The organism is Flavobacterium macacae (genome assembly GCF_003865365.1).
Lineage (GTDB): Bacteria > Bacteroidota > Bacteroidia > Flavobacteriales > Flavobacteriaceae > Flavobacterium > Flavobacterium macacae.
In genome coordinates this window covers 1-16,783 of the sequence record NZ_RQVR01000005.1, presented here as the reverse complement: position 1 = coordinate 16,783, position 16,783 = coordinate 1, and the positions used below count along the sequence as shown (strand labels likewise).

The window sequence follows — 16,783 nt, the reverse complement described above, 5'->3', positions numbered from 1 at the left end:
GAAAGGACACAGACAGATTGGTTTGAATGTCTGGCTCTTTTCTGAAAAAAAGACCTCCTTTTAAGTCAATAGAATTTTTTTTTGTAGGGCAGATCATCTTTGTTTATGTTTTTTTTTGTCATACAAAAAACAGCAAAAAGATAAAATTTTATCTCGATCATAAATCTTGATTTTTCGCTTCACTTTAAAAATGAAAATTCTATCTTTGCATTTCGAACTAAAAAATAAAAATGCACAAGTCCTATGGAATATTTAGATTTTGAACTCCCAATAAAAGAACTTGAAGACCAGTTAGACAAATGCCAAATTATTGGAGCAGAATCAGATGTTGATGTGTCTAATACTTGCAAGCAAATCGAGAAGAAATTAGAAGAAACTAAAAAAAACATATATAAAAACCTAACTGCTTGGCAACGCGTGCAGCTGTCAAGGCATCCAAGCCGTCCTTACACGATGGATCACGTTCGCGCCTTATGTGGCGATACCTTTTTAGAGCTTTTTGGAGACAGAAACTTTAAAGACGACAAAGCGATGATTGGCGGTTTAGGGAAGATTGGCGGCCAGTCTTTTATGATCGTAGGCCAGCAAAAAGGGTTTAATACAAAAACACGTCAGTACCGAAACTTTGGTATGGCAAACCCTGAAGGCTACCGAAAAGCATTGCGTTTGATGAAAATGGCAGAGAAATTCGGAATTCCTGTGGTGACTTTAGTAGATACTCCGGGAGCTTATCCAGGTTTGGAAGCAGAAGAAAGAGGACAAGGAGAAGCCATTGCAAGAAATATCTTTGAAATGATGTGCTTAAAAGTGCCAATCATTACCGTAATTGTTGGTGAGGGAGCTTCTGGTGGCGCACTTGGAATTGGTGTTGGAGATAAAGTGTACATGATGGAAAACACATGGTATTCTGTTATTTCTCCAGAGTCTTGCTCTTCTATTTTATGGAGAAGCTGGGAATACAAAGAACAGGCTGCTGATGCATTGAAATTGACTTCTTTTGATATGAAAAAGCAAAAGTTGATCGATGATATTATTCCAGAACCACTTGGTGGAGCACATTATGACAGAGAAACTGCTTTCACAGCCGTTGAAAAATACATCCTAAAAGGATATAATGAATTGAAAGACTTATCAACAGCTGATTTAGTGGCCAAAAGAATGGACAAATACAGTAAAATGGGCGAATTCAAAGAATAGTTCTTTACAGACAGATACTAAATCCGAAGCCCTTGTGGTTTCGGATTTTTTTTTGGTTATCAACAAAAAATCATTACTTATAAACAAAACAAGCTAACAAGTCAAGAGTTATCTTTTCTATTTTTTAGCTACTTTCGCACTATGGAAAATCTCAAGAATATAAACCCCATTAGAGTAGATAAAACTACGATAATCAATCTCGAAAAAGGAAAACTCCCGCCACAAGCCATCGATTTGGAGGAGGCCGTTTTAGGAGCGATGATGATTGATAAAAAAGGGGTGGACGAGGTAATCGATATTTTGCAGCCCGACGCATTTTACAAAGACGCACACAAACATATTTTTGAAGCCATCGTCACACTTTTCAACGATTCGCAGCCTGTTGACTTATTAACAGTTTCGGCGCAGTTGAGAAGAACGGCAAAATTAGATTTATCTGGAGGGGATTTTTATCTGATCCAGCTGACGCAAAAGATTTCGTCTTCGGCACACATTGAGTTTCACTCGCGGATTATTCTTCAAAAATTTATCCAAAGAAGCTTGATTAAAATTTCTTCAGAAATCATTGAAGAGTCGTATGATGAAGCCACTGACGTTTTTGACCTGCTTGACAAAGCCGAGTCAAAGTTATATGAAGTTACGCAGGGAAATATCAAGCGCAGTTCTGAAACGGCTCAAAGTTTGGTAATCCAAGCAAAAAAGAGAATTGAAGAAATTGCCGGAAAAGAAGGCTTGAGCGGTGTTGCCACAGGTTTTGACAAATTAGACAAAGTGACTTCAGGATGGCAGCCTTCTGATTTGATTATTATTGCGGCACGTCCGGGTATGGGTAAGACGGCCTTCGTACTTTCGATGGCTCGAAATATTTCCATTGATTTTGGCCACCCGGTTGCTTTATTTTCACTGGAGATGTCTTCAGTGCAGTTGATTACACGTTTGATTTCTTCGGAAACCGGACTTTCTTCTGAAAAATTAAGAACGGGCAAATTAGAAAAACACGAGTGGGAGCAATTAAGCATCAAAGTAAAAAACTTAGAAAAAGCGCCTTTATATATTGATGATACGCCGTCGCTTTCAATTTTTGACTTGCGTGCAAAATCACGCCGTCTGGCATCGCAATATGGCATCAAATTAATTATTGTCGATTACCTCCAGTTGATGACTGCGGGCGGCAACGGCAAAGGTGGCGGAAATCGTGAGCAGGAAATTTCTACCATTTCCCGAAATTTAAAAGCCTTGGCCAAAGAATTAAGCGTGCCCGTTATTGCCCTTTCGCAACTATCTCGTGCGGTTGAAACGCGTGGATCGAGCAAAAGGCCTTTGCTTTCTGACCTTCGTGAATCTGGAGCGATTGAGCAGGATGCCGATATCGTTTCGTTTATTTACCGTCCAGAATATTACAAGATTGATGAATGGGATGATGATGAGCATTCGCCGACAGAAGGCCAGGCTGAATTTATCATCGCCAAACACAGAAATGGTAGTTTGGAGAACGTAAGATTGAAGTTCATCGGAAATCTCGGTAAGTTCGACAATCTTGATGAATACGGAACTTCTTTTGATGATTTACCGTCAAAGATGAATATGGATGCGCCTTTCTTGACCAAAAATCTTCCATCAGCGAATGATGCTTTCGGAAGCAATATGAACAGTATTGACGATGACAGCGATGTTCCGTTTTAATTGAGATAGTAAGAGATCCAATGTTGAAATTGTAATAGAAAAATCCGCCAGTGGCGGATTTTTTTTGCTCAATTTAATTTGAAGGATAATATTTTTTCTTTAACCATAAACTAATTTTTACCAATAAAATTAGTACGGGCACTTCGACCAAAGGGCCAATTACACCGACAAAAGCTTGCGGCGAATGGATGCCGAAAACCGCAATCGAAACCGCAATAGCCAATTCAAAATTGTTTCCGGTTGCCGTAAATGCAATCGAGGCATTTTTATCATAAGGTACTTTCATTGATTTGTTTATAAAAAAACTTATCAAAAACATCATGACAAAATATACGACAAGCGGCGCACCGACTTTGATTACATCCCCTGGCAATTCAACGATTTTGTCTCCTTTTAGGCTAAACATCAGAACAATGGTAAACAGCAATGCGTATAAGGTAATCGGTGAAATTTTCGGAATGAATTTTCGATTGTACCATTCAATTCCTTTAGTTTTTACTAAAATATATCGCGTTAAAAATCCCATTAAGAAAGGAATTCCTAAATAAATCAAGACGCTTTCAGTCACATCTTGCATGGATACATTAATATTGAAATTTGCCAAACCTAGCTTTTTTGGAAGGAAATTAATAAAAAGCCATACAAAAAAGCTATAGCTTATAACTTGGAAAATGCTGTTTAAAGCTATTAAGACTGCCGCATATTCTCTATTTCCTTTGGCTAGATCGTTCCACACAATCACCATAGCAATGCATCTTGCCAAGCCAATTAAAATTAAACCGATCATATAATCAGGCTCATCTCGTAAAAATAAAATGGCCAGCGCAAACATTAAAATCGGACCTATAATCCAGTTCAATAATAATGAAATGCTGATCACTTTTTTGTCCTTAAAAGCATGCGGAAGCAAAGAATAATCGACTTTTGTCAAAGGCGGATACATCATTAAGATTAATCCGATGGCTAGCGGAATGTTTGTAGTTCCAGAGGATAATTTATCTGTGCTATTTGAAATTTCTGGAAATAAATAGCCTAAGCCAATGCCAATTGCCATCGCCAAAAATATCCAAAGGGTAAGGTATCGGTCTAAAAATTTTAATTTTGGTTGCATTCTTTATTTTTTAATTTGTGAGAAAACATAAAACATTTCAGAAGCAATTTCTAAGCTACGGTTGGTATAAACCTCGTGTTGATTTGGTAATCCATCTGAAATTTTTGGATCTTCAAATGTAATTGGAATGCGTTTTTCAGCGCCCGCAATAAATGGACAGCCAACGTCAGCTTGAGAACAAGTCATAATTGCAACAAATCTCGAAGCCGGATTAAAAAAATGATCGTACTTTTTTGAAAACCCAATGATGGGCAAATTATTTTCGCCGAACTTAATTCCATAAACAGGATTTGATTGACTGGATATTTTCTCAATTTCAAAACCTTGCTCTCGTAAAGTGGCGGCAACTTTCGGAAACAGTTCTGTTTCTTCAGTCCCGCCAGAAAAGCAATTTACTTCAGCTATGCCATAAAAATCTGCCGCTACCTGCGCCCAAATTTGACACAAATGACTTCTTCTAGAATTATGAGTGCAAATAAAATTGATATTTGTGGGCAAGTTTTTATTTTGTTTGATATAGTCTATTAAAGGTTGCAAAATCTCTTTGCGGCTTTTGTTAATAGTAGAAGATTTTATGTAATCTATAGTTTCAGACAATTTTGGATACATGATGATTTTTTTAATGTTAGCAGCAACCTGAATTTGGAGCGCAATCAGAAGATTTTTTTGTAATTTTATTTTCAGAAATACCGCAAGCATCTTGTGCCAAACAAGCTGTCGTTTTGTTTTTTAGAATAAAATTTTTCCCATCGAATTCTAAATCATATTTCCCAATAGTTTCTGATTGGTATTCCACTTCAATTTCTGAATCTTCAATACCCAATTTATCTTCGGAAAGCTTGATGATATTCAACAGTTTTTTCGGTTTTAACCGGTGTTCAAAATCGTCAGCGTTCCACAATTGGAAGCTTACAGCGTTTTCTTTGCGAATTACGCCACCGCAGTCAATGAAGTTTTTAGTTATTTGTCCTACTTCGGTCACGTGAAAATGTTCGGGTACAATTTTTCCGTTTTCCAATTGAAATACTACATTTTTTAAATTTGGCAAAATCTCTTTAATTTGGGATAATTTCATAATTCTATTAATTTATATATTGCGATATTTTTTAGTTAAAAAATCCTAACCACATTTTTGTTTTGCTGCTGAAGTAACAATCATTGAAAAATAATTTTTAAGAATCTCAAACGCATGCTCATCGATACAGTAGCAAATAGCATTTCCATCGATGCTTCCTTTTATAAGTCCAGCGTTTTTCAATTCTTTCAAATGTTGTGAAACGGTGGGTTGTGCCAATGGCAGTTCATTTACGATATCACCACAAATGCAAGTATCTACACTTAATAAATATTCAATTATTGCGACTCTTGCAGGATGTCCTAATGCTTTGGCTATTGTAGCAATTTGGTTTTGGTGTGCTGTAAAGTGTTCTGTTTTTGAGGCTCCCATACTAATATTTTAATATTGCAATATTACGATTATATTTTTATTTCCAAAAATATGGGAATCTTTTTTCTAATTAGACCCCTTTTCTATTTTAAGTGATTAATTTTTATAATTTACATTGTCAAAAACCGTTATCTTTGACAAGAGCATCAACAATTTGTGACGCTTAAAAATTTTTAGAATGCGTAAAAAATTATCTTATATATTTTTATTTTTCTTAGTTTCTATTCCTTCTTGGGCTTCTTTTATATTGCTTCCGATGGATGAAAGCTCACAGCAAAATCACCTAAAAGCCTACGGAATAACGTATTGGTCTTTAGAAAAGCAATTTAAAGTAAGCTGGCTTTTGAATTACCGTGGTGGTTCTTTTCTTCTGCCCGATGCTCCAGAAATCAGAAAAGAATGCCAGATCAGAGGTGTCAATTTTGAACTTTTATCAGACAGCCAGACCAATTCTATTTTGGATGAAATAAGCAGTCCGTCACAAAATATGGAAACTGTTGTTCTTGAAAAAGCGCCAAAGATAGCAGTTTACACTCCAAAAGGAAAACAGCCTTGGGACGATGCCGTGACTTTGGTCCTGACGTATGCAGAAATTCCATTTACTCCTATATATGATGAGGAAGTTTTATCAGACGGCTTGCTTTTATACGATTGGCTGCATTTACACCACGAAGATTTTACGGGTCAATATGGAAAATTTTTCGGAGCTTACAGAAATGCGCCATGGTATATTGAGCAAAAAAAAGAAGCAGAAGCGTTGGCTAAAAAGTTAGGCTACAGCAAAGTGTCCGAAGAAAAATTAGCGGTAGCGAAAAAAATCAGGGATTTTGTAATCGGTGGCGGCTTTATGTTTGCAATGTGTTCGGCAACGGACAGTTTTGATATTGCTTTGGCGGCCGAAGGTGTTGATATTTGCGAACCGATGTTTGATGGCGACGAAAGCGAAGGGAATTACCAATCAAAAATTGATTATAACAACAGCTTTGCTTTTAAAGATTATATTTTAGAACGAAATCCGATAGTTTATGAATTTTCAGATATTGACATGACCATGAAAAGAATGATTATGCCAGATAAAGATTATTTTACCCTGATGGATTATTCTGCAAAATGGGACCCGATTCCGAGTATGCTTTGTCAAAATCATACGCAATTGATCAAAGGATTTATGGGACAGACTACTTCTTTTGACAGCAATCGAATTAAGTCAAATGTATTGGTAATGGGCGAAAATAAAGTGAATAATGAAGCAAGATACATTCACGGAACCAAAGGAAAAGGAATGTTTACTTATTTTGGCGGTCATGATCCTGAAGATTACCAGCATCGAGTGGGTGATGCGCCAACGGTTTTAGACCTGCATCCCAATTCTCCGGGCTATCGGTTGATTTTAAATAATGTATTATTTCCGGCAGCGAAGAAAAAGAAATTGAAAACATAAAAAAGGGCAATTTTTAAAATTGCCCTTTTTTATTTTCACTATTAACTCAACGTTTCTTCATTTTCTTTGTCCAAATAACGTTGTACAATTTCAATGGCATTGGTTACCACATCGCTCAAAGCGGTAATAAATGAACCTTCTTCGGCGCTATTTATGGCATGCTTTATGGCTTCGGTTTCCTTCGGAATAATTTCATACGTAATATCTCTTCCAGAAGATTCAATTCCTTCAAGAATTAAATCAATGATTTCTTCTTCGGTTCTTCCTCTCAAATATTTTTCTTGGCGGATGATGATATGGTCAAACATTCTTCCGGCAACCCTACCGCATTCTTTGATGTCCTCATCGCGCCTGTCACCGACTCCGGCAATAATTCCGATTTTTTTAGTCGCCTCAATATTGTTCAAATAATCTTCTACTGCCAAATAGCCAGCAGGATTATGGGCAAAATCGATCAAAACCTTGAATTTTTTGAACTCAAAAATATTCATTCTTCCAGGAGTCTGTGCCACACTCGGAATAAATGTTTGCAATGAAAGGCTGATGTCTTCGGTTTTGAATCCATATAAGTAAGAAGCCAAGGTGGCCGCCAAAACATTTGAAATCATAAATCGGGCTTTTCCGCCTAAAGTCAATGGAACGTGCATCGCTTTCTCAACTCTTATTTTCCAGTCGCCTTTTTTAATTGTGATGTATCCATTTTCGTAAACAGCAACAATTTTTCCTTCTTTTCCTAATTTTTTGATCAAAGGGTTTTCTTCGTCCATACTGAAAAAAGCGACATTGCAATCTAAATCAGGAGCAATTTTTATACATTCCGCATCATCTGCATTTAAAACGGCCCAACCGTCTTTTTTGACGCTACGTACCACCGTTTTTTTAACTTTTGCCAAATCAGAAAGGTTGTCGATATCATTTAAACCTAAATGATCTGCAGTAATATTGGTTATTATTCCAATGTCGCAACGGCTGAAACCCAAACCAGAACGAAGAATGCCGCCACGGGCGGTTTCTAGAACAGCAAATTCAACAGTTGGATCTTTTAAAATATATTCTGTACTTACAGGTCCGGTGGTATCTCCTTTTTCCATCATGTGGTTCTGGATGTAGATTCCGTCTGAAGTGGTAAAGCCTACTTTATAACCGTTATTTTTTACAATATGTGCTAAAAGTCGTGTTGTAGTCGTTTTTCCGTTGGTTCCGGTAACGGCAATTATCGGAATTCTGCTTGGTTTTCCAGGAGGATAAAGCATGTCAATTACTGGCGCAGCAACGTTTCTGGGCAAACCTTCTGACGGAGCCAAATGCATTCTGAATCCGGGAGCCGCATTTACTTCTAAAATAACACCGCCATTTTCATTCAAAGGCTGTGTTAAATTTTCTGCCATTATATCGATCCCGCAAATATCCAAGCCAATTACCCTAGAGATTCGCTCAGATAAAAAGATGTTTTCTGGATGCATCATATCAGTCACATCTACAGAAGTCCCGCCCGTACTTAAATTGGCAGTCGATTTTAAATATACAATTTCACCTTTTCTGGGAATGGTTTCTAAGCTGTAGCCCATTTTTTCCAACAAATCAGTGGTGTCGCGATCAACAGTAATTTCTGTTAATACATTTTCGTGACCATAACCTCTTCGTGGATCTTCGTTTTCAGTATCAATTAATTCTTGAATGGTATTCGTTCCATTTCCTTTTACGTGAGCAGGAACTCTTTGTGCTGCCGCAACAATTTTATTATCGATAACCAAAACTCTAAAATCAAATCCGGTTATAAATTTTTCTACGATTACGCGGCGGCTATATTTTTGGGCATAAATCAGCCCTTCTTTTGCGTCTTCCAGATTCATTACATTGATAGAAGCGCCTTTTCCATGGTTTCCATCTAAAGGTTTGATCACAATTGGAAAGCCGATTTTTTTAATTGTTTCTTCTAAACCTTCATTATCCATACAAATATCGCCACCAGCCACAGGAATGGAAGCATTGCTCAACATTCGTTTTGTTTCTTCTTTGTTGCAAGCAATATCCACGGCAATGCTGCTTGTTTTTGCAGTCATTGTTGCTTGAAAACGAACTTGATTGATACCGTAACCCAATTGTACTAAGGAATTTGTTCCTAAACGGATCCAAGGAATATCTCTGGCTACGGCTTCTTCAACAATACTACCCGTACTTGGCCCGAGACGGACGCGCTCTCTGATTTCACGCATTTTTTGAATGTCCGCTTCCAAGTCATATTCGGTTCCTGCAATCAAAGCTTCGGCAATGGCCACAGCAGATTCTGCAGCAAAAAGTCCGACATTTTCTTCGGTATAACTGAACACTACATTATAAATACCTGAAGTTTTGGTTTCACGGGTTCTTCCAAAACCAGTTTCCATTCCGGCTAAAGTCTGAATTTCCAAAGCAATATGTTCAATCACGTGCCCCATCCAAGTTCCTCTTTCAACTCTTGAGAAAAATCCACCCGGAACACCTTCAGAACAGCGGTGCTCATACATTGTGGGAAACATTGCTTCAATTCTTGCTCCAAAACCATCAATTTTATTGGTTGGGAATTGCTCCATTTCTTCCAAATCCAGACGCATCTGGATTAATTTTTTTCTCTGTACGCTCCAGATATTTGGGCCACGTAAGGCTTGTACTTTTAATATTTTCATAAATTGATGGGTTTGCTTTTGGATTTTTTTTGTGTAAGTATCTGAAAATGAATGCTTTTTAAGTGGCTTATACACTTGGTGGAATGAATTAATATAATTTAGAAATTTAGTTAAAAAAAATAGTATTTCAGAAGTTAAAAATGTTTTTTTTAGAATTATAATCAAAATATTTCTTTAAATATTTTAAAATGCATTTCCATACAAAAAACTTCTTATAAATATATTATAAAATAATTATGTTATCGGCGGTGTTTTTAAGTTTTTAGTTATTTTTACAGAATTCACATTCCAATTAAAATGAATATACAAGGAAAATTAATGATTATCGGCGGTGCTGTAGATAAAGGAAGTTTTACAGAAGCCAGTTTTGACATAAATGTGGCAAACAATTTAAATTTCTTCGAAACAGGAATTTTAAAAAGGCTGATTTTAGAGTCAAAACACAAAGAAAAGTCAAGAATAGAAGTTGTTACGACAGCATCAAAAATACCAAGAGAAGTAGGTCCTGAATATGTCAAGGCATTTCAGTTTTTAAATGCGACCAATGTGGACGTTTTGCATATTGAAAAAAGAGAGCAAGCAACAGATCCAGAAGTTTTAGCTAGAATAAAAGCAGCTGATGTCGTGATGTTTACCGGTGGTGATCAATTGCGATTGACTTCAATTTTGGGAGGAACCGAACTGCACGATATTATTTTAGATAAATATAGAAATGAAGATTTTGTTTATGCCGGAACTTCTGCCGGTGCAGCTGCAGCTTCCAATAATATGATTTATCAAGGCAGCAGTTCTGAAGCCTTGCTTAAAGGAGAAGTGAAAATCACAAGCGGTTTAGGTTTGATTGACGATGTAACTATTGACACGCATTTTGTGCAAAGAGGCAGAATCGGCCGATTGTTTCAAGCGGTTGTTGGGAATCCAAAGGTTCTTGGAATCGGTTTGGGCGAAGATACAGGTTTGTTGATTATTGAAAATAAGATGGAAGCCATTGGTTCTGGATTGGTAATTTTAGTTGACGGAAGGCAAATAAAAGATACAAATTTGACACAGGTGGAACTGGGCCAACCCGTTTCTATCAATAATTTGGTCGTGCATGTGATGAGCAAATACGATACTTATGACTTGAAAACAAATAAAATGTACATTCAGTCTTCACAATATGAGGTCGATCTTCTTGATAAAAATCCTGAAACAGTAAAATGAAAATAATAATTCACGGTGGATTTTTCTCTGAATCTTCCACAAGTCACGAAACCAAGGTCGCAAAGCAAAATGCTTTAGTGCGAATTGCGAAAGATTCTTATGAATTTTTAAAGACACATTCGGCCTTAGAAACGGTGGTTTTTGCAGTTTCACAATTGGAGGACGACGAATTATTTAACGCCGGGATCGGTTCTCAAATTCAAAGCGACGGAAAAATCAGGATGAGCGCTTCTTTGATGGATGGCTTCACGCATAAAATGAGTGGCGTTATTAATATTGAGGAAGTAAAAAATCCGGTGCAGGTGGCTCAAGTTTTATTAGATTTTGACGATAAAGTTTTAGGAGGAAGCGGTGCAACTAACTTTGCCAGAAAACAGGGTTTTGAGGTTTTTTCTACTGAAATTCCACAAAGACGTTCAGAATATGAAGCGAAATTAGCTTCATCTGGAACAGGAACTGTCGGTTGCGTAGCTTTAGACAAAGATGGAAAAATTGCTGTTGCCACTTCAACGGGCGGAAAAGGATTTGAAATTCCTGGAAGGATTTCTGATTCTGCCACTGTTGCCGGAAATTATGCCAATGAATTTTGCGGTGTAAGTTTGACTGGAGTAGGGGAAGATATTGTAAGTGGTGCCGTGGCGACAAAAATTGTAACGCGCGTCACTGACGGATTTTCTTTGAAAGAAGCTTTTGAAAAAACATTTAATGAATTAAAACCTTTTGACGGTTTTGCTGGAGCAATTGCTATTGACAAAGAAGGAAATATTTACCATCAAGATTCGCATCCAAGTATGGTTTATGCCAGTTTTGACGGAGAACAGTCAGCGGTTTTCAATTAGAAAAATACTTTTATAAAAATAAAAAAACACCCGATAAGTTACTTATCGGGTGTTTTGATTTGTCAGCTTATTGTTTTACAGAAATTGTCCTCCTGAAACTTCAATTCGCTGCGCATTAATCCATTTAGAATCATCGCTGCATAAAAAGGCAACTACACTTCCAATATCATCAGGCAATCCAACTCTCCCTAAAGCAGTTTGCGAAGCAATAAATCCGTTAAGCTGTGCATTGTCACGAACAACGCCACCGCCAAAATCGGTTTCGATTGCACCTGGAGCAACAACATTTACTCTAATTTGTCTTGAGCCTAATTCTTTTGCAAGATATTTTGTCAGGGTTTCAATTGCGCCTTTCATAGAAGCGTAAGCCGCATAACCAGGCAAACTGAAACGTGTTAAACCAGTAGAAATATTTACAATACTTGCGCCTTCATTAAGAAAAGGCAATGCTTTTTGGGTTAGGAAAAATACACCTTTGAACTGTATGTTTGATAAGGTATCAAAATCTTCTTCAGTAGTATCTTCAAATGATTTGTAAATTCCAATACCCGCATTATTGACCAAATAATCAAAATTTTTTATTCCTGTTTTCTTTTCCAAATACGTTGTTATTTGGTCAAAAAAGCTGTCAAACTGGTTTGTATCGCTTGTGTCTAACCTAAAAGCAATGGCTTTTTGTCCAAGAGAAAGTATTTCTGACACTACTTTTTCGGCTTCAGCCTGGTTGCTTTTGTATGTTAGAATGATATCAATCCCTTTTTTAGCAAGACTTAATGCCGTATTTTTTCCTAATCCACGACTTCCGCCAGTGACTAATGCGATTTTATTCTTTGTCATTTGACAAAGTTAGGATAGGAAGGCTTTTCAAAAATGGTGTACTCTTCAGAATTTTATACTAATGCAATTGCTTTTTTCCGGAATTGTAAAGGTGTAATTCCGGTCATTCCTTTAAAGAATTTGGTAAAATTTGTTGGCTCGTCATAGCAAAAGACTTGGCCAATTTCGGCAATTGGCATTTTGGTTTCGGTTAGAAAACATGCTGCTTCTTTAATGATTCGTTCTTCAACAAGGTCACAAGGAGATTTTGCTGTGGTGAGTTTTATAGTATTGGACAAATGCCTTGGATGTATGAAAAGTAAAGCTGCAAAATCGCTTGCGTGAAATTTATGACTGACTTTTCCCTGTAATAAATTGTCGATATGCGTGTCTGTGAGTTTGAAAAAATCGGCAGTTATTTCGTCTTTTCTCGAAAGTATCTTCTTTGGAATCGGCATGTTTGTCTAATTTATTTTGATAAAAGTACGAAATGTAGCATTTAAAATTGACTTCAAAGCAAACAGATCTCTACTTCTTCTAATATGATTTTTTTCTTCTTAAAATGCTCCGTTTTAAAAAAAGACAGCATGATTTCTGCTTCTTCAGAAGTCAAAGGAAGGAATTTTTGAATATGTTGAATCCGCTCATCGATCTTACAATTATAATAGAAAACAAAAAATCCATCTCTTTCGAGATGGATTTTCTATATGTAAGTAAGACAAATAGATTTATAAAACGTTTATTTTACTTTATTAAGTACTGCTTTGAAAGCTTCTGGGTGGTTCATCGCTAAATCTGCAAGAACTTTTCTGTTCAATTCGATTCCGTTAGCTTTTACTTTCCCCATGAATTGAGAATAAGACATTCCTTCCAATCTAGCTCCAGCGTTGATACGTTGAATCCATAATGCACGGAAATTTCTTTTGTTCTGCTTTCTATCGCGGTAAGCATAAACCATGGCTTTCTCCACCGCGTTTTTAGCAACTGTCCAAACGTTTTTACGTCTACCAAAGAAACCTTTGGCTTGCTTCATTATCTTTTTTCTTCTTGCTCTTTTAGCAACTGAATTTACTGATCTTGGCATAATTTTAATGTGTTTTTGTAGCAGGCGTCCTGAATTTAATCAAAGGAACTTAATGGCCGTACTCCAAGGTTATGAAATTGTTTTTTAACCTAAAGATATCTTAGGGTTTAGGGTAATGGTTTTTGGTTTAGGGATTTCCCTGTGCCTTGAACTTTTTACCTTAAGCCTTTATTAGATAATTCTTAATTGTTGTTTGATGCTTTTCATATCTGTCTTGTGAACAAGGGCAGAGTGAGTCAAAGCTAATTTACGCTTTTTAGATTTTTTAGTCAAGATGTGACTTTTAAAAGCGTGCTTTCTTTTAATCTTTCCAGAGCCAGTAACTTTAAAACGTTTCTTAGCGCTAGATTTGGTTTTCATTTTAGGCATTTTTTCCTAGTGTATTTAATTTGTCTTACTTACATTTTTTAGAAGCAGGCTGCTGCTTACTTACTTTTCTTCTTTGGAGCAATGAACATGATCATTCTCTTTCCTTCCAATACCGGCAAAGCTTCCACTTTTCCGTATTCTTCTAAATCTTGTGCTAAACGAAGCAAAAGAATCTGTCCTTGGTCTTTATAGATGATAGAACGACCTTTGAAGAAAACAAAAGCTTTCAGCTTTGAACCCTCTTTAAGGAATTTCTCGGCATTTTTTCTTTTGAATTCATAATCGTGCTCATCAGTTTGAGGTCCAAAACGAATCTCTTTAACTGTAATTTGAGTAGATTTTGCTTTAAGTTCTTTATCACGCTTTTTCTGCATGTAAACGAACTTTTTATAATCCATAATTTTACATACCGGAGGTTCCGCATTTGGAGAGATCTCAACTAAGTCAAGTTCTTGCTCTTCTGCCATTCTCAAAGCGTCTGAAGTCTTGTAAACTTGTGGCTCCACGTTATCTCCGACAAGGCGCACTTCTGGAACACGAATTAAATTGTTAATTCTGTGTGCGTCTTTTTTTTCTACTCGAGGCTGGTAACCTCTGTTGTTTCTTATTGCTATGGCCTTAAAATTTAAGTTAAACTGTAAATGTTTTTAATGTCTTTTTTATTTCCTCATTGACAATGGAAGCAAATTCGTCGATAGAAACAGTAATATTTCCTTTTCCTTCTTGTCCGTGTCTTCGAACTGAAATCGTATTGTTTTTCTCCTCTTCTTCGCCTACAATCAGCATAAACGGATACTTTTGTACTTCAGCCTCACGGATTTTCTTACCAATCGTCTCGTTTCTGTTATCAATCAGGGCGCGAATTTCGTGATTTTCTAGCAAATCTAAAACTTTTTTAGCATATTTTTCATATTTCTCGCTCAAAGACAATATAATAGCCTGTTCTGGCATCAACCAAATTGGGAAATTTCCTGCGGTATGTTCTAATAAAATAGCTATAAAGCGTTCCATCGAGCCAAAAGGCGCTCTGTGAATCATCACCGGACGGTGCAATTCATTGTCTGAACCCTTGTAAGTCAGGTCAAAACGTTCTGGCAAGTTGTAATCCACTTGGATCGTACCTAACTGCCATTGTCTTCCCAAGGCATCTTTGACCATGAAATCCAATTTCGGACCATAGAAAGCTGCTTCGCCATATTCAACAACGGTATTTAATCCTTTGTCTTTTGCGGCGTTGATAATTGCATTTTCGGCTTTTTCCCAGTTTTCGTCTGAACCAATATATTTAGCTCTGTCTTCTTGGTCTCTCAAAGAAATCTGCGCTGTAAAGTTTTCAAAGCCTAAAGAGCCGAATACATATAATACAAGGTCAATTACCTTTTTGAATTCTTCATCCAATTGTTCTGGCGTACAGAAAATATGCGCATCATCTTGAGTAAACCCGCGAACACGAGTCAAGCCGTGCAATTCGCCTGATTGTTCGTATCTGTAAACAGTTCCGAATTCAGCATAACGCTTCGGCAAATCTTTGTATGACCATGGTCTTACATTGTAGATCTCACAGTGGTGAGGACAGTTCATTGGTTTCAATAAAAACTCTTCTCCTTCGGCAGGTGTGGTGATTGGCTGGAAGCTGTCTGCTCCATATTTTTCATAGTGTCCTGAAGTAACATACAATTCTTTCTGGCCAATATGTGGCGTAACTACTTGCTCGTATCCTGCTTTCTTTTGGGCTTTCTTTAAGAATTGTTCCAAACGATCTCTCAAAGCCGCTCCTTTTGGCAGCCACAAAGGCAAACCTTGACCAACTTTTTGTGAGAAAGCAAATAATTCTAATTCTTTTCCAAGTTTTCTGTGGTCACGGCGTTTTGCTTCCTCAAGCAATTCAAGATATTCTGCCAGGTCTTTTTGCTTAGGGAAAGAAATTCCATAAACACGGGTCAGCTGCTTGTTCTTTTCGTCGCCTCTCCAATACGCACCAGCAACGCTCATGATTTTAAAAGCCTTGATGATTCCTGTATTCGGAATGTGTCCGCCGCGGCACAAATCAAAGAAGTCAGCGTGATCACAAAAAGTAATCGTTCCGTCTTCCAGATTTGAAATCAATTCCGTCTTATATTCGTTGTCCTTATAAACTTCTAAAGCTTCCGCTTTTGAAACCGGACGCATTTTAAATTCATACTTTCCTTTTGAAATCTCCAGAACGCGGTCTTCCACCTTTTTGAAGTCGGCATCAGTAATCTTTTGATCGCCAAAATCTACGTCATAATAAAAGCCGTTTTCAATTGCAGGCCCTAGCGTTAGTTTAATTCCAGGAAACAATTCCTCTAAGGTTTGCGCCATAACGTGAGAAGTTGAATGCCAAAAAGCTTTCTTCCCGTCTTTATCGTTCCAAGTATATAATATGAGTGATCCATCCGTCGTCAGTTCGGTCGCGGTTTCCACAGTAGTTCCATTGAAAGACGCCGAAATAACATTTCTTGCCAATCCTTCACTAATGCTTTTTGCAACATCCATCGGAGTCACGCCTTGCGCAAACTCTTTAACTGACCCATCGGGTAACGTAATCTTTATCATGTTATAAAATTTATGAGCGCAAATATAGCGGATTCTTAAAACACATACAATATATATGTATACTATAAATTCATACACCTTTTATATAATAGCATTTTTTCGAGAAGCGAAAGACCATTCATTTATCAGGATATGCCATTCCCGCCGTTCCTTCCAAAGCTTCGCGCCTGCCATAGGGGCAGGCGGGAAGGCTTTTCCCTCCGGTCGGGTCTATTTCAGGGATCTTTCCGTTTTTTTTTAGAAACTTCCGTCCGCCCATCTTCACTCAAGACTATATAGCTATACCTCGGCATTTCCAGCAAACAAGGCCTGTGATTTCAGAAAAACCAACAAAGCGGGAAAAAACTTTT

General features: G+C 37.2%; 16 protein-coding genes. 5 read left to right on the top strand and 11 right to left on the bottom strand.

Features of this window, described 5'->3' with window-relative positions:
* The first annotated feature begins 243 nt into the window (after nucleotides 1-243).
* A complete protein-coding gene (locus EG849_RS05615) occupies nucleotides 244-1,197 on the top strand; it encodes an acetyl-CoA carboxylase carboxyltransferase subunit alpha (protein WP_125012102.1) in 954 nt (317 codons plus the stop codon).
* 141 nt (nucleotides 1,198-1,338) lie between these two features.
* Nucleotides 1,339-2,880: a replicative DNA helicase gene (dnaB, locus tag EG849_RS05610; protein ID WP_125012101.1), complete on the top strand. Its 1,542-nt coding sequence runs from the start codon at nucleotides 1,339-1,341 to the stop codon at nucleotides 2,878-2,880.
* A gap of 73 nt (nucleotides 2,881-2,953) precedes the next feature.
* Here dnaB and arsB read toward each other — a convergent pair whose 3' ends face one another.
* From arsB to EG849_RS05590, 4 genes are read right to left on the bottom strand one after another with little or no spacing between them, the layout of a single operon-like run.
* Nucleotides 2,954-3,991 carry an ACR3 family arsenite efflux transporter gene (arsB, locus tag EG849_RS05605; RefSeq protein WP_125012100.1) on the bottom strand — a complete coding sequence of 346 codons (1,038 nt, stop codon included), beginning with the start codon at nucleotides 3,989-3,991 and terminating at the stop codon, nucleotides 2,954-2,956.
* Nucleotides 3,992-3,994: 3 nt separating this feature from the next.
* Nucleotides 3,995-4,600: an arsenate-mycothiol transferase ArsC gene (locus EG849_RS05600; RefSeq protein ID WP_125012099.1), complete on the bottom strand. Its 606-nt coding sequence runs from the start codon at nucleotides 4,598-4,600 to the stop codon at nucleotides 3,995-3,997.
* Nucleotides 4,601-4,616: 16 nt separating this feature from the next.
* A complete protein-coding gene (locus EG849_RS05595) occupies nucleotides 4,617-5,066 on the bottom strand; it encodes a DUF6428 family protein (RefSeq protein ID WP_125012098.1) in 450 nt (149 codons plus the stop codon).
* Nucleotides 5,067-5,111: 45 nt separating this feature from the next.
* Nucleotides 5,112-5,438, bottom strand: a complete 327-nt coding sequence (locus EG849_RS05590) for an ArsR/SmtB family transcription factor (RefSeq protein WP_125012097.1) — start codon at nucleotides 5,436-5,438, stop codon at nucleotides 5,112-5,114.
* A gap of 178 nt (nucleotides 5,439-5,616) precedes the next feature.
* Between EG849_RS05590 and EG849_RS05585 the strand changes: the two genes are divergently transcribed.
* Nucleotides 5,617-6,879: an asparagine synthetase B gene (locus EG849_RS05585; RefSeq protein ID WP_125012096.1), complete on the top strand. Its 1,263-nt coding sequence runs from the start codon at nucleotides 5,617-5,619 to the stop codon at nucleotides 6,877-6,879.
* A 41-nt stretch (nucleotides 6,880-6,920) separates the two neighbouring features.
* Here the strand turns inward: EG849_RS05585 and cphA are convergent, their stop codons facing one another.
* Entirely contained in the window at nucleotides 6,921-9,545 is a 2,625-nt protein-coding gene (gene cphA / locus EG849_RS05580; protein WP_125012095.1) for a cyanophycin synthetase, read from the bottom strand.
* A 297-nt stretch (nucleotides 9,546-9,842) separates the two neighbouring features.
* Between cphA and EG849_RS05575 the strand changes: the two genes are divergently transcribed.
* Both EG849_RS05575 and EG849_RS05570 read left to right on the top strand, forming a co-directional pair.
* Nucleotides 9,843-10,748, top strand: coding sequence for a cyanophycinase (locus tag EG849_RS05575; RefSeq protein WP_125012094.1), 906 nt, complete (start codon nucleotides 9,843-9,845; stop codon nucleotides 10,746-10,748).
* Nucleotides 10,745-11,587, top strand: coding sequence for an isoaspartyl peptidase/L-asparaginase (locus EG849_RS05570; protein WP_125012093.1), 843 nt, complete (start codon nucleotides 10,745-10,747; stop codon nucleotides 11,585-11,587). Before EG849_RS05575 ends, EG849_RS05570 begins: the two co-directional genes overlap by 4 nt.
* Before the next feature lie 75 nt (nucleotides 11,588-11,662).
* On the opposite strand, the gene EG849_RS05565 is transcribed toward EG849_RS05570, so the two are convergent.
* From EG849_RS05565 to thrS, 6 genes are all read right to left on the bottom strand, one after another.
* Nucleotides 11,663-12,424 (bottom strand): SDR family NAD(P)-dependent oxidoreductase, encoded by a 762-nt coding sequence (locus tag EG849_RS05565; RefSeq protein WP_125012092.1) that lies wholly within the window; start codon nucleotides 12,422-12,424, stop codon nucleotides 11,663-11,665.
* A gap of 53 nt (nucleotides 12,425-12,477) precedes the next feature.
* A complete protein-coding gene (locus tag EG849_RS05560; protein ID WP_125012091.1) occupies nucleotides 12,478-12,861 on the bottom strand; it encodes a helix-turn-helix domain-containing protein in 384 nt (127 codons plus the stop codon).
* A 281-nt stretch (nucleotides 12,862-13,142) separates the two neighbouring features.
* Nucleotides 13,143-13,487 carry a 50S ribosomal protein L20 gene (gene rplT / locus EG849_RS05555; RefSeq protein ID WP_125012090.1) on the bottom strand — a complete coding sequence of 115 codons (345 nt, stop codon included), beginning with the start codon at nucleotides 13,485-13,487 and terminating at the stop codon, nucleotides 13,143-13,145.
* Nucleotides 13,488-13,658: 171 nt separating this feature from the next.
* Complete coding sequence (gene rpmI / locus EG849_RS05550; RefSeq protein ID WP_022827375.1) at nucleotides 13,659-13,856, bottom strand: 50S ribosomal protein L35; 198 nt, start codon at nucleotides 13,854-13,856, stop codon at nucleotides 13,659-13,661.
* A gap of 56 nt (nucleotides 13,857-13,912) precedes the next feature.
* A complete protein-coding gene (gene infC, locus EG849_RS05545) occupies nucleotides 13,913-14,464 on the bottom strand; it encodes a translation initiation factor IF-3 (protein WP_125012089.1) in 552 nt (183 codons plus the stop codon).
* A 22-nt stretch (nucleotides 14,465-14,486) separates the two neighbouring features.
* Nucleotides 14,487-16,433: a threonine--tRNA ligase gene (gene thrS / locus EG849_RS05540; RefSeq protein WP_125012088.1), complete on the bottom strand. Its 1,947-nt coding sequence runs from the start codon at nucleotides 16,431-16,433 to the stop codon at nucleotides 14,487-14,489.
* Nucleotides 16,434-16,783: the final 350 nt, after the last annotated feature.

Bases quoted from the DNA above. Each gene is read 5' to 3' on its own strand.
- EG849_RS05615 (WP_125012102.1), top strand. From the start codon at position 244: ATGGAATATTTAGATTTTGAACTCCCAATAAAAGAACTTGAAGACCAG.
- dnaB (WP_125012101.1), top strand. From the start codon at position 1,339: ATGGAAAATCTCAAGAATATAAACCCCATTAGAGTAGATAAAACTACG.
- arsB (WP_125012100.1), bottom strand. From the start codon at position 3,991: ATGCAACCAAAATTAAAATTTTTAGACCGATACCTTACCCTTTGGATA.
- EG849_RS05600 (WP_125012099.1), bottom strand. From the start codon at position 4,600: ATGTATCCAAAATTGTCTGAAACTATAGATTACATAAAATCTTCTACT.
- EG849_RS05595 (WP_125012098.1), bottom strand. From the start codon at position 5,066: ATGAAATTATCCCAAATTAAAGAGATTTTGCCAAATTTAAAAAATGTA.
- EG849_RS05590 (WP_125012097.1), bottom strand. From the start codon at position 5,438: ATGGGAGCCTCAAAAACAGAACACTTTACAGCACACCAAAACCAAATT.
- EG849_RS05585 (WP_125012096.1), top strand. From the start codon at position 5,617: ATGCGTAAAAAATTATCTTATATATTTTTATTTTTCTTAGTTTCTATT.
- cphA (WP_125012095.1), bottom strand. From the start codon at position 9,545: ATGAAAATATTAAAAGTACAAGCCTTACGTGGCCCAAATATCTGGAGC.
- EG849_RS05575 (WP_125012094.1), top strand. From the start codon at position 9,843: ATGAATATACAAGGAAAATTAATGATTATCGGCGGTGCTGTAGATAAA.
- EG849_RS05570 (WP_125012093.1), top strand. From the start codon at position 10,745: ATGAAAATAATAATTCACGGTGGATTTTTCTCTGAATCTTCCACAAGT.
- EG849_RS05565 (WP_125012092.1), bottom strand. From the start codon at position 12,424: ATGACAAAGAATAAAATCGCATTAGTCACTGGCGGAAGTCGTGGATTA.
- EG849_RS05560 (WP_125012091.1), bottom strand. From the start codon at position 12,861: ATGCCGATTCCAAAGAAGATACTTTCGAGAAAAGACGAAATAACTGCC.
- rplT (WP_125012090.1), bottom strand. From the start codon at position 13,487: ATGCCAAGATCAGTAAATTCAGTTGCTAAAAGAGCAAGAAGAAAAAAG.
- rpmI (WP_022827375.1), bottom strand. From the start codon at position 13,856: ATGCCTAAAATGAAAACCAAATCTAGCGCTAAGAAACGTTTTAAAGTT.
- thrS (WP_125012088.1), bottom strand. From the start codon at position 16,433: ATGATAAAGATTACGTTACCCGATGGGTCAGTTAAAGAGTTTGCGCAA.